This is a genomic window from Flavobacterium granuli, from assembly GCF_031456055.1.
Lineage (GTDB): Bacteria > Bacteroidota > Bacteroidia > Flavobacteriales > Flavobacteriaceae > Flavobacterium > Flavobacterium granuli_A.
In genome coordinates this window covers 518381-537629 of the sequence record NZ_JAVDTX010000002.1, presented here as the reverse complement: position 1 = coordinate 537629, position 19249 = coordinate 518381, and the positions used below count along the sequence as shown (strand labels likewise).

The following is a 19249-nucleotide window of genomic DNA, read 5'->3' as shown; positions in this document are numbered from 1 at the left end:
GAAGGTGATAGGTTGAAAACTGATTTTTTAAACAATATAAACGTCTTGATCATTGAATGATTCAAGACGTTTTTTTTATGGAATGCTTTTGGAACTTTCTTCTAAAAAGTGAAATATTTGGAATAGCCCCGATGGAAGGGAAAATCCTCCGTTTTTTTGCGGAGATTACTTTACTATACTTTTATTTTCATAGGAGTTCAGTGAACTTCGTTTGGAATGAGAGCGGGAGGAATGTTGTTGTGAAATGTATTTTTTCTGCTCCTAAATTTTAGAACTAAACTATTTAATGAATTTGCTATGATGGATTAAAAGCAATCTTAGGTTTGCTTGAGTTATTTAAAAGGTTTGTATATAATTCTTGATGAAATCGTTATAATTCGAACAAAAAACCTCTAAAATTAAACTTTAAACAAAACTTTATTCCTTAATTTTGCATCACTAAAAATAAAAATCACATACTATGAGTTCATTTGACGTAGTCATTATAGGTTCTGGGCCAGGCGGATATGTTTCAGCTATTCGTTGTGCACAATTGGGTTTCAAAACAGCAATTATAGAAAAATATTCCACTTTGGGTGGAACTTGCCTGAATGTAGGTTGTATTCCATCAAAAGCATTGTTGTCTTCTTCACATCATTATGCTGAAATCAAACATTTTGCCGATCACGGAATTGAACTTTCTGGTGATGTAAAAGTGAATTTAGAGAAAATGATTGCTCGCAAACAAAGCGTAGTTGATCAAACTTCGGGAGGGATTAATTTCTTGATGGATAAAAATAAAGTTACTGTTTTTAATGGTTTGGGTTCTTTTGTAGATGCGACTCACGTTGCAATTGCAAAAGCTGATGGAACATCAGAAACTATTGAAGCCAAAAATATTGTTATCGCTACAGGTTCAAAACCGTCTTCTTTGCCTTTTATCAAAATTGATAAAGAAAGAATCATAACTTCAACAGAAGCTTTGGCTCTTAAAAAAGTGCCGAAACACCTTGTTATCATTGGTGGTGGTGTAATTGGAATTGAATTAGGTCAAGTTTATTTACGATTAGGAGCGCAAGTTTCGGTTGTGGAATTCATGGATAGAATTATTCCTGGAATGGATGCTGCTTTGTCTAAAGAATTGACTAAAGTGTTGAAAAAACAAGGAATGAAATTCTACACTTCTCATAAAGTACAATCAGTTGAGAGAAATGGAGATGCAGTAATTGTTCAAGCTGAAAATGCTAAAGGCGAAACAATCACTTTAGAAGGAGATTATTCTTTGGTATCAGTTGGTCGTCGTCCTTATACAGATGGATTGAATGCTGACAAAGCTGGGGTGAAAATTTCGGATAGAGGACAAGTGGAAGTGAATGATCATTTGCAAACTTCGGTTCCTAATATTTATGCTATTGGAGATGTGGTTCGTGGAGCTATGTTGGCTCATAAAGCGGAAGAAGAAGGAACTATGGTTGCTGAAATCTTGGCTGGTCAAAAACCGCATATTGATTATAACCTAATTCCTGGAGTAGTTTACACTTGGCCAGAGGTTGCTGCAGTTGGACAAACAGAGGAGCAATTGAAAGCATCTGGTGCTGAATATAAAGTGGGAAGTTTTCCTTTCAAAGCTTTAGGTCGTGCTCGTGCGAGTGGAGATCTTGATGGATTTGTGAAAATTATTGCTGATGCCAAAACAGATGAAGTTCTAGGAATACACATGATTGGTGCAAGAACTGCAGATTTGATTGCTGAAGCAGTTACTGCGATGGAATTCAAGGCTTCTGCCGAAGATATTTCAAGAATGTCACATGCGCATCCAACATTTGCGGAAGCGATAAAAGAAGCAGCATTGGCAGCAACAGATAATAGAGCTTTACACGTATAGTTTCAAGCTTTTTAAAAATAAAAACCCCGTCTCGTTATAAAAATGAGACGGGGTTTTTGTTTAGAATGGTTTTATTTATGCTGTGAATAGCCCTTTGTAACTATTCCATTTCGTGTAAAGTAAAAATATATTTCCTAAGAATAAAAAGGCTGCTACAGGAATACCTTCCGGAGCGAGGAAAATATGTGTGCAAATAATATTGACTGAAATAGGCATCAGTAGAATAAATGTTAGTTTATTGAATTTTCCAATGATAAATGACAATCCACAAATGAGCTCTATTGTTTTTACCAAAGGAATTAGATAGCCAGAAGCTTTGAGTCCATCGTTGAAGATTTTCATATTTCCTGCTAAGGGCGGTTCTGGAAACAAATTCAAAAAGTAGCTTATAGAAGCGAATAGTAATAATAGTCCAATTAGAGAACGAATGATAATGGTCGCAATTTTCATAATTTGTAGGTTTTAGTTTGATGTAGATTTTGCTAAATGGTTTAGTATGTAAAAATATTAATTTCTTTTAAATAAGTTTTTGTAATTTTTCCAGTAGATGTAAATTAAAAATAAGTTACCCAGGAATACAAAAAGGGCTAGTGGTAATCCGTTTGGATTCAAAAAGAAATTTATGAATAAAATATTTGTACTTACCGGTAATACAATAAGATTGGATAAGGCAACGTATTGACCAGAGAGATATGAAATCCCGCATAATAATTCTATTGTTTTAACCATTGGCATTAAATAAACAGAAGAGATTAAGCCTAGTTGGAAAGCTTTGAAATCTCCTGAATTTGCAAGGTCTGGCATTATGTTAAAAAAATAGGCTATCGATACAAAAACTAGTAATAAGCCAATTACTGTGCGGATAAAAATAGTAGCAGTTTTCATATTTTGAGTTTTTAAGGAGTTAAATGTTTTGGCAATTATTTGATATTGGGAGTGAATAAATATCTTTTCATTCATTTAACATTGGCTGTTTTATGTGTAAGAAAACTAGCTTTAATGTACTAACAAATTTAGTTAATAAAATTCGTAAATTATGTTTTGTTAACTTTTAATTTGTATTATAAATTGTTAATATTTATTTATAGTGCTGATTTTTTAAATAATTAACATTATTTGAGTGTTAATGTGTAAAGTGAATGATAACGTTATTTTATGAAAAGTTCGATTTGAGAAGCGATTTTTTTTGTTGTAATTTTGAAGTCCATAAACAGATTAATATTTGAGAACTTCCATTTATAAATTTATTGAAGAACCATTGCAATTCAAGCAGCAGCTTATTGCTTGGGGACAAGAATTTAGAGAAATAACTTTTCTGGACAGCAATTCATTTACCAATGAATATTCTAGTTTTGACTGCGTTTTGGCAGTTGATGCTTTCACGTCTATGAAAACGGATTACCACAATGCTTTCGAAGATTTAAAGCAATATCAACAAACAACTAAAGATTGGTTGTTTGGGTATCTTTCGTATGATTTAAAAAATGGTGTTGAACATTTGCAATCCAATAATTTTGATGGATTGAATTTTCCGGATTTGTACTTTTTTCAGCCTAAAAAGTTATTTTTATTAAGAGGAAACCAACTTGAGATTCAATATCTCAATATGTGTGATGATGAAGTTGAAAATGATTTTGATGAGATAATTAATTGCCAAATTTCGAGTGCCGAAAATCAAAATAAAATAGCTATTGAGCAACGCATCTCGAAGCAAAATTACATCGAGAAAGTTTCTAAATTACTGAAACATATTCATCAAGGAGATTTGTATGAAGCCAATTTTTGTATGGAGTTTTTTGCTCAAAATGCTGTAATAAACCCTCTGGAAAAATTCTTCAGGCTTAATGAAATTTCTCAGGCTCCGTTTACTGTGTTTTTTAAAAATAACAAGCAATTTTTGATTTCGGCATCTCCGGAGCGTTATTTGAAAAAAGATGGTGAAAATTTAATTTCACAACCTATAAAAGGAACCTCCAAACGATTTTCAGATCCAGTAGAAGATGAAAATTCTAAAAACACTTTAGCTCAAGATCCTAAAGAAAGAGCCGAGAATATTATGATAACCGACTTGGTTCGTAACGATTTGTCTCGAACTGCTCAAAAATCTTCAGTGGAAGTTAAAGAACTATGTGGGATTTATTCTTTCCTGCAGGTACACCAAATGATTTCGACTATAACATCTAAAATCGATCCCCAATTTTCGTCCGTAGATACGATTAGAACCACATTTCCTATGGGAAGTATGACTGGTGCTCCTAAGTATGCTGCAATGAAAATCATTGAGGAACTTGAGGAAACCAAACGAGGATTGTACAGTGGGGCAGTGGGTTATTTTTCTCCCAATGGAGATTTCGATTTTAATGTAGTTATTCGTAGTATTCTCTACAATCAAGAAAATGAATATGTATCATTCTCTGTTGGAAGTGCTATAACTTCATTATCCATTCCAGAAAATGAATACGATGAATGTTTGCTTAAAGCAAAAGCGATGCATGAAGTTTTGCTATAAGTGAATTCATATTGGATTAAATAATAATCAGTATTTTTGATAGATGAAAAGTATACTCCAAAATCATATCGATAAAGAAATTCCTTATTTGAAACAGAAAAAACTGCTTCTCGCTGTAAGCGGTGGTTTGGACAGTATGGTTTTGTTGCATTTATTTCAGGAATTAAAGTGTGATATTGCTATTGCTCATTGCAATTTTCAGCTTCGGGGAGTAGAGAGTTTTGGGGATCAAAAATTTGTGCAAGACTATGCGGAAGCCAATGAGATTCCTATTTTCGTGATACAATTTGATACTGAGGCTTTCGCCAAAGATTATAAATTTTCAATTCAGGTTGCAGCCAGAGAACTGCGATACAATTGGTTTTATGAGTTATTGGAAACCGAAAAATTTGATTATATACTGACTGCACATCATGCTGATGATAATCTAGAAACTTTTTTGATTAATCTCACACGAGGAACAGGATTGGAGGGATTGACTGGTATTCCAGTTCAAAATAATAGCGTAATTAGACCTTTACTTTTTTTATCCCGCCAAGAAATTGAAAATTATGCCAAGCTAAATGACATTCAGTGGCGAGAAGACAGTAGTAATGCTTCGGACAAATATGTAAGGAATAAAATTCGACATCATTTGATTCCTGTTTTAAAGGAGTTAAATCCTCATTTTATGACCTCATTTTTGAAAACGGAAGGATATTTGCAAGAATCATTAGCCATGGTTGAGGATGCTGCAATTATGATTTATCAGCAAGTAGCCAACGAAGTTGATAACCAAATTCATTTTGATTTGAATAAATTGCTACAATTACCCAATTATCAATCGTATTTATATCAATGGTTGAAAGAATATGGTTTTAGCGCTTGGGAGGATATTTATGATTTGGTTGTAAGTCAATCGGGCAAACAGGTTTTTACCGCTGATTTCCGTTTATTGAAAGACAGGGATTTCTTAATTTTGTCGCCTATTGAGGATTCACAGGATGAAACGGAATTTTTGATTAATGAAAGCGTAACAGAAGTTAATATTCCCTTAAAAATGACTTTTTCTGAAGTAACAGATATTTCGGTTGCTACAAATAAAACTATATTTGTCGACGCTGATCAATTGGTTTTTCCATTAATGTTACGGAAGTGGAAAACGGGAGATGTTTTCCTGCCTTTTGGAATGAATGGAAAGTCAAAGAAGGTGAGTAAACTTTTTAAAGATAAAAAATTATCATTGATTGAAAAAGAAAATAGTTGGCTTTTATGTTCCAATAATGAAATAGTTTGGGTGATTGGAATTAGGGCTGACCATCGATTTAGAACCTTAAATACAACCAAAAATATTCTTAAAATAGAATTAATTTAGACATTAATAATGAAGAAAATACTTTTTATACTGTTTGCTTTTTTAGCTTTCACCAAAGTGAATGCTCAAGTTTTAGATCCGGCCAAATGGACTACTACAATCGAGAAAAAATCGGAGACCAATTATATTTTGACTTTCAATGCCGTTATTGAAAAAGATTGGCATTTGTATTCACAATTCACCCCTGATGGAGGTCCATTGCCTCTGGAGATTATTTTTAAAGATCAAAAAGGGAATTTTAATTTGGTTGGTAAGGCTAAAGAAAGTAAAACAGCCACTGCTTTCAATGACGTTTTTGGAGTGAATGAAACTTTCTTTCATGATAAAGCCCAGATTCAGCAAGAAATTACATTGGTAAATCCAAAAATCAATTCAATTCAAGCCGAATTGAATTATCAAGTTTGTAAAGAGGTTTGTATCAATCTGGAAAAGAAATTCACTTTCAAAATTCCAACAGCCGAATCAGCTGTTGCTGTAATTACACCTGTTACTACTATAAAATCGGATACAACAAAAGCAGACACGACGAATACTTTTACAGTGGTAACAAAAGAAACTGTAGCTCCCGTTGAAAAGGAAGTTATTGGGCAGCCGAAACCGACTTCGGAAAGAGGATTGTGGTCAATTTTCTTTATTGCGTTTTTCTCTGGTTTTGCAGCTTTGCTTACTCCTTGCGTGTTTCCAATGATTCCTATGACAGTTAGTTTTTTTACTAAACAAAGTAAAAATAAAGCGGCAGGAATTAGAAATGCAATTATTTACGGAATTTCGATTATTCTAATTTATGTATTGTTAGGATTTTTGGTTACCTGGATTTTTGGTGCCGATGCGCTTAATGCCTTATCGACTAATGTTTGGTTCAATATATTATTCTTTATTTTACTAGTAGTATTTGCAACTTCATTCCTTGGAGCTTTTGAAATTATGTTGCCTAATTCTTGGGCTAATAAAGTAGATAGTCAGGCCGATAGAGGTGGTATTGTAGGTATATTATTTATGGCATTGGCCTTGGCTATTGTTTCTTTCTCTTGTACTGGACCTATTGTAGGAACACTTTTGGTGGATGCCGCTTCTAAGGGAGGAATCGCTCCGATAATTGGGATGTTTGGGTTTTCATTAGCCTTAGCATTACCGTTTATGCTTTTTGCAATGTTTCCAGGATGGTTGAACTCTTTGCCAAAATCGGGAGGATGGCTGAATACCGTTAAAGTTGTTTTAGGATTTTTGGAATTAGCTTTGGCATTCAAATTTTTGTCGAATGCTGATTTAGTTTTACAATTGCATTTGTTAGAAAGAGAAGTGTTCTTGGTAATTTGGATTGCTATTTTTGGAACTTTGGCCTTTTATTTATTTGGCAAAATAACATTACCTCATGACAGTCCGATTTCACATATTTCGGTGGGGAGATTGTCTTTAGGTTTATTAGTTTTGTCTTTTACAATGTATTTAATACCAGGACTTTGGGGCGCTCCACTTAAATTGATAAATGCATTTCCTCCTCCAATGGAATATAGTGAAAGCCCGTTGGGTGTAGGTGGTTCGAATGCTGGTAGTGCTTCGTCAACCGTTTTGCCGGAAGGAGCAAAATTAGGTCCAAATCAAATCGTCGTTTTTGATGATTATGATGAAGGACTAGCTTATGCCAAAATGGTGAACAAACCTATAATGCTTGATTTTACAGGACACGCTTGCGTGAATTGTCGAAAAATGGAAAATAATGTTTGGTCGGATGAAACTATACTTCCAATTCTTAAAAATGAAGTAGTGGTCATTTCATTGTATGTAGATGACAAAAGACCATTACCGAAAAACGAACAATTTATTTCCAAATCTACTGGAGCTGAAATTGAAACGATTGGTGATAAATGGACAGATTTCATGATTTCTAAATACAATACCAATACGCAGCCTTTGTATGTTTTAACCGATTTGCAAGGGAACAATCTGAATGTAAATCAACCGACTATAAGTTATGTGAGTGTTGAAGAATATGAAGCTTGGTTGAAAGTGGGGATTTCTAAATTCACGAAATAATATAATAGTATAATAAGTAAAATAAAAAACTTCCAGTCTATTAAAGGCTGGAAGTTTTTTGTTTAAAGAATATTGAATCAAATATATTTAACCGATTATCTATGCTATAAGGTAGGATTATGAAGTTGTTTATCAGTGGTTTGTAAGAAGTGATGATCTGTATGAATGGTTATTATTGATGATATAGGATAGTAGTTAGTAGTAATAGTGATACTAATGGGTGGATGTTTTTATTTCTCGATAATTATGGTACTTGCTTTTGCGCCCAAATCCAATAGATGTTCATTGATGTTTTTTACAAAATCAGTGGGTCCACAAACATAAAAATTTTGACTAAAGTCTGAAATGGCATCGATTAGGAAATTACGATCGATTCTTCTTTCCAGAAATCCGATGACATTTTCTCGGGTGTATACGTTTAGGAAATCTTTCTTTAGCATTTTATGTAATTCCTCTGCCATAATTACATCTTCTGCAGTTTTGTTGCTGTAAATAAGTTTGTTGCCATGGATATATTGTTTTCTGTATAAATCACGGAAAATGGAAATAAATGGTGTTATTCCTGCTCCCCCAGCAATGAAAGTCCCTTTCCCTTTGTATTGAATAGCTCCAAAAACATCATGAAGTATCAATTCGGCTCCAGCATTGATACTGCCTAATTTATTGGTTACTCCTTTATGATCTTTGTAAATTTTAATCATAAATTCGAGATAATTCTGCTCCCTTAAATTGGTAAAAGTGAAAGGTCGTAGCTTGTTTTCCCATTCAGGAAGGTTTATGGAAACATCGGTTGCTTGTCCTGGAGAAAAATCGTATCCATCAGGTTTTTCGGTTACAAAGCATTTTACATCATGGGTGATATAAAATGCTTTCAATATTTTCACAATGTGGGTTTCCATAAATTTGATTGTTGATTTAATTTGGATCTGTAAAAGCATTATTTCTCGCCATAGATTACAAGAGCACTTGAGTCTATAATAACATTGTTGTCTGGATATTTTTGATTCACTAATGAATATACTTCTTGTTTTATTTTTTGTCTCATTGCGTCGTTTGCTTTGCTAAGGGCAGCAACTACAGGGGCGGCAACATCATTCATTAGACTCCAATAAACATCTGTTGTTTTGCAATTTAATTTCCCTGTAACTTCATTTTCTGAAATATTTTTGAGGCCCGCTTGAGAAAATAAATCAGACATAAATCCCGCTTTTGAACAACGAAACATTCCAGGCGATCCAGGTGGAGCAGCGGGTATTTCGATGTTTTTACTAATGGTTCCCATAGTGGCGGTTATCCAGAAGTTTTTTTCGGGTATGTTCCAAACTGCGGTTGCAATTTTGCCTCTAGGTTTTAATACTCTAGTCATTTCTTGTATAGCTAATAGCATATCGGGGAAAAACATAAATCCAAAGCGGCAACTAACAGCATCAAAAGTATTGTCTGCAAAGGGAAGTTCACTAACATCGCATACTATGGTTTCAAAATTTTTGATTCCTCTCTTTTTTGCATTTTCTTGGGCTACTTCGAGCATTCCTTCAGCTAAGTCTGTAGAGATTACTTTTCCTGCGCTTAAATGAGATGCGATAGTTAGACCTGGTTCTCCAGTACCTGCGGCGACATCAAGTACGATATCGTCATTTTTTGAATTTAGTAATCTGATGATTTCGTCTCCCATGGGCTTTAGGAAATCCATTGTGAGTTCGTCCCATTTTTTCCAACCGGGAGAAAATTTATTCCAAGTTTCTTTCTGTTGGTCCCTAATTTGTTCGGTTTCTAGTTCCATAATAGTATAATTTATTGTTGTTAATTATATTTTGGACGACACGATTTTGTAGGGAAGGAATAGATAGAGGTTTAAGGGGATTTATTATTTTGAAATGGGATAATAAATTTAAGAATATAATAGATTTACTTGTGTTAAAGGCATCATATATTTTGTAATAATTAGGGAGATAGTGATATAAAAAAAAACACTCTAAAATAAATTCTAGAGTGTTTTTGAGGTATTAGGAAATTGAGTTTTATAAAAATTCTCCGTGTTGAGAAATGTCTAATCCTAGTTCTTCTCTTTCTTCAGTAACTCTTAAAGGAGTAATTTTATTTACAATAAAAAACAAGAAATAAGAAACGCTGAAAGCAAATATAGAAACAAGAACCAATGCTTTCAATTGAATTAAAAATAAAGTAGGATCACCAAAAATTAAACCTTGATTATCGCCAACAATTGAGTTTACAGATTTTGATGCGAAAACACCAGTTAAAAGCATACCTACCATACCACCAACACCGTGACAGGCAAATACATCCAAGGCATCATCAATTTTTCCTTTAGGGAATTTGCTTACTACAAGGTTACTTACAATACTGGCGATAATACCAATTGCCATTGCGTGAGGAATACTTACGAATCCTGCAGCAGGAGTAATGGCAACCAATCCTACTACAGCACCGATTGAAGCTCCCATTGCTGAAAGTTTATGTCCCAAAATTTTGTCTAAAAACACCCATGCCATTGCAGCAGCAGCAGCAGCAACAGTAGTGGTTCCTAATGCTTGTGCGGCAAGGCTACCTGCTCCCACAGCAGATCCGGCGTTGAAACCAAACCATCCAAACCACAATAAACCAGTTCCAAGTAATACATAAGTAATACGAGCTGGGTTTGCTTTTTGAACTTTTCTTTTTCCTAAGAAGATTGCACCTGCAAGAGCAGCCCAACCTGCACTCATGTGAACTACTGTTCCACCAGCAAAATCCAATACTCCCCATCCAAAGAATAATCCATCAGGGTGCCAAGTCATATGGCATAATGGAGCATATATAAATAATATGAACAAAACCATAAATAATAAGTAAGCCCAAAAACGTACTCTTTCTGCAAAAGCTCCCGTGATTAAGGCAGGTGTGATGATTGCAAATTTAGCTTGAAATAAAGCAAACAAAATCATAGGGATGGTTGGAGCTAATTCCCATGCGGTATTAGCGCTCACACCGTTAAAAAATAGATTTGAAGATGGATCGCCAATAAAGCCTCCTATCGAAGGTCCGAAACAAAGTCCAAAACCAATTACAACCCATAATATGGTTACTATAACCATGGCCATGTAGCTTTGCAACATGGTGCTGATAACATTCTTTTTGCCTACCATTCCGCCATAAAAGAATCCAAGTCCTGGTGTCATCAATAATACAAGTGCTGTGGCTACAATCATCCAAGCCGTGTCTCCAGTGTCTGTTTTTAATTCAACAACGTGTGCTCCTAGTTTTGATGATTCAGTAAGGAAATGAATTGAAAAAATGGATAATACCAGGATTGTGATTAATGTCACACTTAAAATAATTTTTCGCATAATTTTTCGGTTTTTAATTTTTTATAAATGTATCAAATGATTTTATACCCTCCAAAAAATATGGGTATGCATAGCTATTTTTGCGGATATTGTATTTCATACCCCTAAATTTTGACGGGTATTAAATTTTTAAAGATAAAAAATAGAATGTGTTAATGAAATTTTAAGTTTTTTTTAAGTTTTGCTCTTGAATTAACCAATTATTCGTGAAATTATCGCTGATTTAGGTAATTAAGCGAACTTTTTGTTAATGATAACTTAAAATTATTTTCTCCGCGATGAAATTTAGCAGGGATTTATATTTAATTATTTACGTTGGTTTGGGTGGTAGTAAATGGTGTTTTGAGGTCTTTTTAGTTTTTGTCATTGTAGGTAAATTTGTTAAATTTATTAAAAATATGTTTAGTATTTCTAAATTATGTGATTATTTTCTTGTTTTAATTGAATTTGTTAGGTTTTTGTGGTTTTGATTTAACTTTTCAAAAGAAGTGATTTGGTTGTTCGATTTGATGTGACTGAGATAATGAAATATGATGAGTTTGTAGATAGTTGAAATTGAATCAAAAAAAAACACTCTAATTTCTTAGAGTGTTTTGGTTTTATAGCTGGAATGAAAATCTATAAATATTCCCCGTGTTGTGAGATGTCTAATCCAAGTTGTTCTTTTTCTTCAGAGACCCTTAGAGGAGTAATTTTGTTAACTAGGTAAAAAAGAAAGTAGGACATTGTGAATGCAAATATAGAAACACCAATAAGAGCGATCATTTGATGGATAAATAATTTAGTTTCTCCAAAGGCAAGCCCTTGGTTGATAACTGCAGGGTTGATGTCTTTGGAAGCAAATACTCCTGTTAATATCATTCCGACCATTCCTCCAACACCATGACAAGCAAACACATCCAAGGCATCGTCGATTTTTCCTTTTGGAAATTTACTGACCATAATATTGCTAACAAGGCTACCTAGAATTCCGATTGTGATTGCGTGTGGCATACTGACAAATCCTGCTGCAGGAGTAATGGCTACGAGTCCTACTACTGCTCCAATACAAGCTCCCATTGCCGAAAGTTTATGACCCATAATTTTATCAATAAATACCCAAGCCATTGAGGCTGATGCTGCAGCCACTGTTGTGGTTCCCAGTGCTTGTGCTGCAAGACCGTTTGCTCCCATAGCCGATCCTGCATTGAATCCAAACCATCCGAACCATAATAATCCAGTTCCTAATAGTACATATGTTATACGGGCGGGGTTTGCTTTAGGTACTTTACGCTTTCCAAGAAACATGGCGCCAGCAAGTGCTGCCCATCCTGCGCTCATATGTACAACTGTTCCTCCGGCAAAATCCAATACTCCTAAATTGAATAATAATCCGTCTGGATGCCAAGTCATGTGAGCTAACGGAGTGTATACGAATAGAATGAATAAAACCATAAATAAGAGGTAAGCCCAAAAACGGATGCGTTCAGCAAAGGCTCCTGTTACAATGGCTGGAGTTATAATGGCAAATTTTGCCTGAAATAATGCGAATAATAAAAAGGGAATTGTTGGTGCCAATTTCCATGAAGTACCAATGCCAACGCCTTGAAAAAAGAGGTTCGGAAGAGGGTTTCCAATTATTCCTCCTATAGATGGACCAAAGGATAGTCCAAAAGCTATCAGTACCCATAAAACAGTCACGATAATCATGGCCATAAAACTTTGTAGCATGGTGCTGATAACATTTTTTTTGCCGACCATACCACCATAGAAGAAGCCCAATCCAGGAGTCATTAATAATACTAATGCCGATGCGACTAGCATCCATGCAGTATCTCCTGTGTCAAATTTTGAAATTTCAGAAAGGTTGGTTGGGTTTTTTGTTAAAAAGTAATTAGAGCAATAGGATAGTACCAAAATCGTGATGAGAATCACACTTAAAACTATTTTTCGCATTTTGAATTATTTTATTTTTTTTGATGCAAAAATAAAAAATCATTTCAATCACCCTGTTAAAATGGATATGTGTATGTTATTTTTGTCATTTATATATTTTGCACCCCCTATATTTTGCATGGGTGGTGTAAAAATCATTAAAAAATAATAATAATTTAATTTTGGTTGTTTTTTTGTCACTAATGCAAAATGAGGTCTTATATAAATTGTAGCTGTTTATTTCAATTTATTGGATATTATCAAGTTAGAGTTATATATCTAATAATTGAGCTGTATATTGTTATAAAAATTAATGGAATTGTAATTAATAATAGATTATCGGTTTAAACTGTAAACTATAATACAAATCTAATGTCTCCTTCAAAACCAGTATTCATTTGTGTAAAAGTATTCAGTTGTTGAACCATTTTGTCCAAGTCGGTTTTGGTATGATGAGCACTGATTACAATTCGGCTCAATTTCCCTGAGGCTGTTGGATACGGAAAGGATGTTGGAATAATGTTATTGCCTAAGAGTAATTGGAGTAGTTCCTCATGGTCAAAATAAATAGCGGGATAATCTTTGGTAAAGGTAAAAGCAGAGTTGTGAATTAAATGCTTAGCAACATAATTTAAATTGTCTTTTAATTGTTGTCTTTGCAAATGATAAAGTGTCTGAGCACTTACAAAGGTTTCCAAAAAAGCGGGATTCATTCCAGACGCTCCCACAAAATTTTGCTGTTTTTTTATTTCTGCTATAAATTGAGAATCCCCAGCAATAATACCTCCAGAAAGACCTATTGCTTTCCCCAGTGATGCGATAATGATTTTGTGATGAACATTTGGAAGTTCGTATTGACTTAAAACGCCTTGTCCATGGTCACCAAGAATTCCTATACTGTGTGATTCATCGAGCAGTAAAGTAATTTCTTTATCACTAGGAATGTCTTGCAGGATACTCAAATCAATAGGAGTAACTTCGAGTGACGGAATTGCGTCGGCAACGATTCCAATTCTAGAAACGGTTGGATCTAAAAGAAACGGATTTAGTTTCCCATTTTGAATTAGTGGCAACGAAAAGGGATGAAGTAAAGCAGGATGCGTATTCGGAAAATGGAAAACCAAATCGGTGGTATGTTGGAGTTGTTCCAAAGCCAATTTTCCTGCCAGCATTCCAGATGAAATACTAACAGCAGCTTCGGTTCCAATTTGTTTAGCTAGTAATTCCTCTGCAGTTTTGTAAACGTCCAATTGGATGTTCGCCGAACGCGAACTACCATAACTCGTTCCCCATTTTTGTAAACTAGCCAATAGCATATTTTGAAATTCGGGTAGGGTAGTAACACCCAAATAATTGGTGCCACCAAAGTACAGAAACTCTTCTCCGTTCTTGTAAAATACTCTATTTGGAATTTCGTTTACCTGCATTGGTTTATACTGATTATAGTTGTTATTGGTTTATTAAGCTAGCACCAATTCCGTTAGAATCTGCATAATGAACAATTCCGTCAGTAATTGTAACGCCAGTGGCAATATCTTCAGATAATAATAAAGCGCCATCCATATCTACATAATCCAATTCCGGCAGTAAATGTGCAATAGCCGAAATACCAACAGTAGATTCTGTCATACAGCCCACCATTGTTTTCATGCCATAGTGTTTGGCTTCGGCTATCATTCTTCGAGCAGGCGTAAGGCCACCACATTTCACTAGCTTTATGTTCACCCCGTGAAAATGGTTGTGACATTTAGCGACATCTTCTTCAATAATGCAACTTTCATCAGCAATAATAGGTAGGACAGAGTGTTTGAAAACCTCTTTGTGTGCCGCCCATTGGTCTGCTTTCATTGGTTGTTCCAGAAATTCGACACCTAGCTTTTTTAATGCAATTGCATTATTAATTGTTTCAGTAACTGTCCAACCACAATTTGCATCAATTCGGAAACGCGCATCGGTATGTTTGCGCAATTCAGTAACAATTGCAATATCATCTTTGGTACCAAGTTTGATTTTATAGATTGGCCAAGGCATTTCTTTCAGTTTCATCACCATTTTATCCAATTTGTCAATCCCAATCGTATAATCGGTTTTAGGGTTGTGCAAAGGAGAATTTCCCCAAAGTTCGTATAGTTTTTTACCTTTTTTCTTGGCATACAAATCATTGTAAGCCATATCCAAAGCACATAACGCAAACATATCATTCTTTAATAAAGCAGAAGCTGCATCCCAGAATTCCTCAGGAGTTTCGTTATTGTGTGATTCTATGAACGGAATAATCGATTCCAAATTAGCTCTCATGCTATCCACCGTAATGTTATAATACGGATTTGAAGTAGCCTCACCAAAACCCGAAAACCCCTCACTTTGCAATTCCACAATCAGTGTAGGCTGAATATCGTGCGACTCCCTCGAAATTGTAAAAGTGTGCTTAAGTTTGAGTTTAAAAGTGCGGATGATTATTTTCATGGTAGTTGGGTTTTAAGTGAGTCAAGAATCAAGAAGAAAGAGTCAAGAAGAAAGATTTTTGAATTGTGGATTTCTAAACCGAATTCTTTTCTCTTTACTCTTTCTTCTTATTTCTATTCTCTAAAATAAAAAATTACCTCAAAATATGTTGACTCAGGATTTGGTACACTTCATTGATATTATTTCCACCTTTACCAAACTGTTTGGAAATAGGAACAACCTCACCAGCTAGCCAAATCTTCAATTCGGCATCCATGTCCAGAATTCCGGCGCTTTCCTTTGAGAACTTTTTAATGGATGTATACGGAATCGAAAGATAATCAACCTTACTACCTACCAATTGTTTTTCGACCAAAATGAGTCTTTTATTGGTGAAAACAAACATATCCTTGATTACTTTGTATCCTTTTTCGATTCTTTCGCCCTCTATCAATAAAGGTTCAAATTCCTTCGAAAGATTATCAAGATTTACTTCCGATGCATTACCCAAAATAGCATTAAATAGTCCCATGGTCTTTTCTTTAAATTATTTGAATCAAATTTAAAGATTTTACTTGTTTTGGCATTACAATTTGTAGAAAATAGTCTCAATCATATTTTACCTTCAATTCGAATTCAATTTCATTATCATCCAAATCTGCGATTTTAATAAAATTGAGGTTCTTAAGAAGTTTTATCGCTTTCTCGTTTTGTTTAGTTGTTATTGCCCAAACTCGTTTTAGCCCGATAGTATTTAGTCCAAAGTTTATGGCTAATAACATTGCCGAAGTCATAAAACCTTTTCCTCGGTATTGTGGTAATAAAACGCAACCAAGTTCACCCGCTTCTTGGTCAAATCCACGATAGTAACCACAAGTCCCAATAATTTTGTTTGTTGAATTGTCTGCAATACCCCAATGAATGGAATTTCCTTCAAGATAGTCTTTGGTTATTTTAGTCTGCATGTCTGTTGCTTCTTGAAAAGTTGTTGCCTGAACTGCATCATAAAACGAAATTTCAATAAGATCTTCAATATCTGAACTCAGAATTTCTCGCAATGAAATTTTGTCACCAGAGATAATTGGGAAAATGTCATATGGAGGTAGTTTCATTTTATGTGTAATTAGGTCTTTATATATTTCCCAATAAACGAAAATACAAATTTAAAAAGAAAGTTACTGAACATTCTCACAATCAAAAGGCAACGTGAAATTTTCAGGATTACTTTAAAAAACATTGTGAATTAATCATAATTCGGAGAGAAGAATATTTCTTCTTTATTGTTTGTTTTATTAGAGACTCTAATCTCTTTTAAGCAAGCACCTTTTTCATCTTTGGTTTCACAGTATATTGAAACTTCATCAATTATTGTATCATTTTTGTCTCTGATAACAATTTTTGAAAGTTCTTTGTTGGTGTAAAAAAAAGACTGCGTGTAGAAAGGAGTAAAATTATCTACTATTTTATCAATACTTCCATTTGTATTATAGTGATAAATGGCTTCGTTTTGTTTGTATTGTTTTTTAGTATAGCAACTGATTCGTTCACGTTGTTTAGGTTTCCAACGTGTTTTACAGTAATATGGTTCTTTATCTGGATAAGATTCGACTATAAACCATAATTTTTTTTCGGTTTCTTGCAATAGATTGCCTGTAGCATCAACAGTTTTGGAGTATTTGATTCGGCCATTTTTGGTAAAGAGCATTTCTTTTTTATATAAAAGCTTTTTCTGATTATTCACTATTGCATATGTTTCTTCGGTTCCCGACTTTATTTCTTCAGGTAATAGTAGTTTCTTGACATCCTTTTTTGTAGCACATGATTGTACTGCTAAGAGTAGGATAAAAAATAGAACTTTCATAATTGCAAAGCTTATGGATGTGCTAAATTACTAATTTTAAAGCATTTATAAATATAATGAGATAAGTTAGAAGTAAAATTAATCTTAGTGGGTTTTGTTGTTCGTGTAACGAAGACAAGAAAATCTGCGTGATCTAGTTTTAAACGAGCTTGTTTTTAGAATTTAATTTTTGGTTCAACAATCGCAAGATTATTAATGATTTTCCATTTATCATCGATATCCAATACGAGAGAATTATACGAAATGAAATGATTTTCAGAACTTTCCAATCGTATTTTTACCATAGCGATAGCACCACTTTCATCGATATTTTCAACTATCATTTTTCTGGGCAAACCACCAAAAACACCTTCTTTTATATTCGATAAGTATTTTTGTTTGTCAATAATTGTTACACCTGGAATTCCCATAAAACCATTATTTGTGACCCTAAAATCATTATGAAGTACTTTATCTAATAATTCTACATTACTAGTATCACCGCCTTTGACAAAATTGATTATGGCTTGATTTATTTTTTCTCTATTCGTCATTTTATTTGTGTTATAAGGGTTGATAGTTCGTTGTTACTAAATCAACTTATGTTTTATTTGTTTACTCCTTTTTGTAAACATTTGGATCGAAAAGTTCCATATATAATTCTGGTTTTGGCAATTTATTAAAACCATATTTTTCATAGAGCCAATCTGCTGTTGAAGTTAGCAAAATCCAACGCCTTAGTCCTTGCAAGTTTGGGTGTTGCATTACAATTTTCATTAGTATTTTTGAAAGTCCCCGCCCACGATAATTTTCTAAAACATAAATATCTCCTAAATAGGCAATAGTTGAATAGTCTGAAATCACTCTTGCAAAACCAATTTGTTTGTCATTATGAAACAGTCCAAAATTTAGTGAATTATCAATAGCAGTTTTTACTCTATCAAAAGGAATATTGTCACTCCAACCAGAATGCTTTGATAAAAACTCGTGAATGGCAATAATGTCCAATTTAGTTTTGTCAGTTGTAATAAAAAAATCTTCAAATGAGTGTTCAATTATTTCCATTTTTTACTTGTCTTCGTTGAATTAATGAAGTTATCATTTTACAATGATTGTCAATTCGTTTATTGGTCTGGCAGTATTATCAAAATCGTTTTAAACAAGTTAGCTTGATCTGATATAAAACTAATTTTTTTATTTCAAAAATAAGAAATTAGAGTCGTAAATGTGTAAGGTGTTGGTTTTCATTAGTTTTAAGTTTGAATATTTTTTTTCGTATTTTAGGGTTACATTTGATTTTGATCAAACCTGTAATTAGAAATGTAATAGACATAAACTAAAAACATTTTCGTAACCTTTAAACATAAATGGATATTAATAAGACCAATAAATTTTCTGCTGAAATTCAAATAATAGGAGTGAACCCATTTGTTTTTCTACCCAATACAGTTTTGGATTCTATTTTTAAGGAAGCCAATAAAGACAAAGGAAAAATTCCTGTAAAAATGAAAATTGATGGTCACGAATTTATCCAAACTTTAATAAAATATAGTGGACATTGGCGGTTGTACCTGAATACTCCGATGCGGAAAATGGCCAAGAAAGAAGTAGGTGATACTGCGAATTTTGAAATCGCTTTTGATCCAGAAGAAAGAGTGATTCCGATGCATCCCAAATTAATCAAGGCATTAAGGGATAATCTAGAGGCACAAAGAATATTCGATAGTTTAAGACCTTCTTTGCAATTGGAAATCGTCAGGTATATATCGTTTTTAAAAACGGCGGAATCTATTGATAGAAATGTTCTGAGAGCCGTAAACTTTTTGCTCGGTAAAGAAAGATTCATAGGAAGAGATAAACCTTAGTTTGGCCGAAAATTTTGTGTCTCTAACGCTTTCTTTGCGAACCTTTCAGGTAATCGTTTAGATATTTGCATCAAAGC

18 protein-coding genes are annotated in these 19249 nt (G+C 33.8%); 5 read left to right on the top strand and 13 right to left on the bottom strand.

Translation table 11 applies throughout. The features are described 5' to 3' along the window. Nucleotides 1-460: 460 nt before the first annotated feature. Nucleotides 461-1864: a dihydrolipoyl dehydrogenase gene (gene lpdA, locus J2W95_RS06560; RefSeq protein ID WP_310005189.1), complete on the top strand. Its 1404-nt coding sequence runs from the start codon at nt 461-463 to the stop codon at nt 1862-1864. Between the two features lie 75 nt (nt 1865-1939). On the opposite strand, the gene J2W95_RS06555 is transcribed toward lpdA, so the two are convergent. Next, nucleotides 1940-2314 (bottom strand): DoxX family protein, encoded by a 375-nt coding sequence (locus tag J2W95_RS06555; protein WP_310005187.1) that lies wholly within the window; start codon nt 2312-2314, stop codon nt 1940-1942. A 57-nt stretch (nt 2315-2371) separates the two neighbouring features. Further along, a complete protein-coding gene (locus J2W95_RS06550) occupies nt 2372-2749 on the bottom strand; it encodes a DoxX family protein (RefSeq protein ID WP_310005185.1) in 378 nt (125 codons plus the stop codon). Nucleotides 2750-3086: 337 nt separating this feature from the next. Between J2W95_RS06550 and J2W95_RS06545 the strand changes: the two genes are divergently transcribed. From J2W95_RS06545 to J2W95_RS06535, 3 genes are read left to right on the top strand one after another with little or no spacing between them, the layout of a single operon-like run. Next, the gene (locus J2W95_RS06545; RefSeq protein WP_310005183.1) at nt 3087-4373 is read left to right on the top strand and encodes an anthranilate synthase component I family protein; all 1287 of its coding nucleotides are present in this window, start codon (nt 3087-3089) and stop codon (nt 4371-4373) included. A 43-nt stretch (nt 4374-4416) separates the two neighbouring features. Beyond that, nucleotides 4417-5727: a tRNA lysidine(34) synthetase TilS gene (tilS, locus tag J2W95_RS06540; RefSeq protein ID WP_310005181.1), complete on the top strand. Its 1311-nt coding sequence runs from the start codon at nt 4417-4419 to the stop codon at nt 5725-5727. A gap of 9 nt (nt 5728-5736) precedes the next feature. Further along, on the top strand, nt 5737-7761 hold the full coding sequence (locus J2W95_RS06535) for a protein-disulfide reductase DsbD family protein (protein ID WP_310005179.1): 2025 nt from the start codon (nt 5737-5739) through the stop codon (nt 7759-7761). Nucleotides 7762-7991: 230 nt separating this feature from the next. Here J2W95_RS06535 and J2W95_RS06530 read toward each other — a convergent pair whose 3' ends face one another. The 11 genes from J2W95_RS06530 to J2W95_RS06480 form a co-directional block, all read right to left on the bottom strand. Beyond that, entirely contained in the window at nt 7992-8660 is a 669-nt protein-coding gene (locus J2W95_RS06530) for an FAD-binding oxidoreductase (RefSeq protein ID WP_310005177.1), read from the bottom strand. Between the two features lie 38 nt (nt 8661-8698). Then, on the bottom strand, nt 8699-9544 hold the full coding sequence (locus J2W95_RS06525) for a class I SAM-dependent methyltransferase (RefSeq protein ID WP_310005175.1): 846 nt from the start codon (nt 9542-9544) through the stop codon (nt 8699-8701). Nucleotides 9545-9782: 238 nt separating this feature from the next. Beyond that, on the bottom strand, nt 9783-11108 hold the full coding sequence (locus J2W95_RS06520; protein ID WP_310005173.1) for an ammonium transporter: 1326 nt from the start codon (nt 11106-11108) through the stop codon (nt 9783-9785). 618 nt (nt 11109-11726) lie between these two features. Continuing rightward, nucleotides 11727-13043 (bottom strand): ammonium transporter, encoded by a 1317-nt coding sequence (locus J2W95_RS06515; RefSeq protein ID WP_310005172.1) that lies wholly within the window; start codon nt 13041-13043, stop codon nt 11727-11729. Between the two features lie 335 nt (nt 13044-13378). Beyond that, nucleotides 13379-14449: an aminotransferase class I/II-fold pyridoxal phosphate-dependent enzyme gene (locus tag J2W95_RS06510; protein WP_310005169.1), complete on the bottom strand. Its 1071-nt coding sequence runs from the start codon at nt 14447-14449 to the stop codon at nt 13379-13381. 22 nt (nt 14450-14471) lie between these two features. Continuing rightward, a complete protein-coding gene (locus J2W95_RS06505) occupies nt 14472-15488 on the bottom strand; it encodes a dipeptide epimerase (protein WP_310005167.1) in 1017 nt (338 codons plus the stop codon). Between the two features lie 133 nt (nt 15489-15621). Beyond that, nucleotides 15622-15999, bottom strand: a complete 378-nt coding sequence (locus J2W95_RS06500) for a PH domain-containing protein (RefSeq protein WP_310005164.1) — start codon at nt 15997-15999, stop codon at nt 15622-15624. Between the two features lie 76 nt (nt 16000-16075). Further along, a complete protein-coding gene (locus J2W95_RS06495; RefSeq protein ID WP_310005162.1) occupies nt 16076-16579 on the bottom strand; it encodes a GNAT family N-acetyltransferase in 504 nt (167 codons plus the stop codon). 131 nt (nt 16580-16710) lie between these two features. Next, nucleotides 16711-17328 (bottom strand): hypothetical protein, encoded by a 618-nt coding sequence (locus J2W95_RS06490; protein WP_310005160.1) that lies wholly within the window; start codon nt 17326-17328, stop codon nt 16711-16713. A gap of 155 nt (nt 17329-17483) precedes the next feature. Then, a complete protein-coding gene (locus J2W95_RS06485; RefSeq protein WP_310005159.1) occupies nt 17484-17861 on the bottom strand; it encodes a nuclear transport factor 2 family protein in 378 nt (125 codons plus the stop codon). A 61-nt stretch (nt 17862-17922) separates the two neighbouring features. Continuing rightward, the gene (locus J2W95_RS06480) at nt 17923-18372 is read right to left on the bottom strand and encodes a GNAT family N-acetyltransferase (protein ID WP_310005157.1); all 450 of its coding nucleotides are present in this window, start codon (nt 18370-18372) and stop codon (nt 17923-17925) included. A gap of 302 nt (nt 18373-18674) precedes the next feature. Between J2W95_RS06480 and J2W95_RS06475 the strand changes: the two genes are divergently transcribed. After that, nucleotides 18675-19172, top strand: coding sequence for a DUF1905 domain-containing protein (locus J2W95_RS06475; protein ID WP_310005155.1), 498 nt, complete (start codon nt 18675-18677; stop codon nt 19170-19172). The last annotated feature ends 77 nt before the right edge of the window (nt 19173-19249 follow it).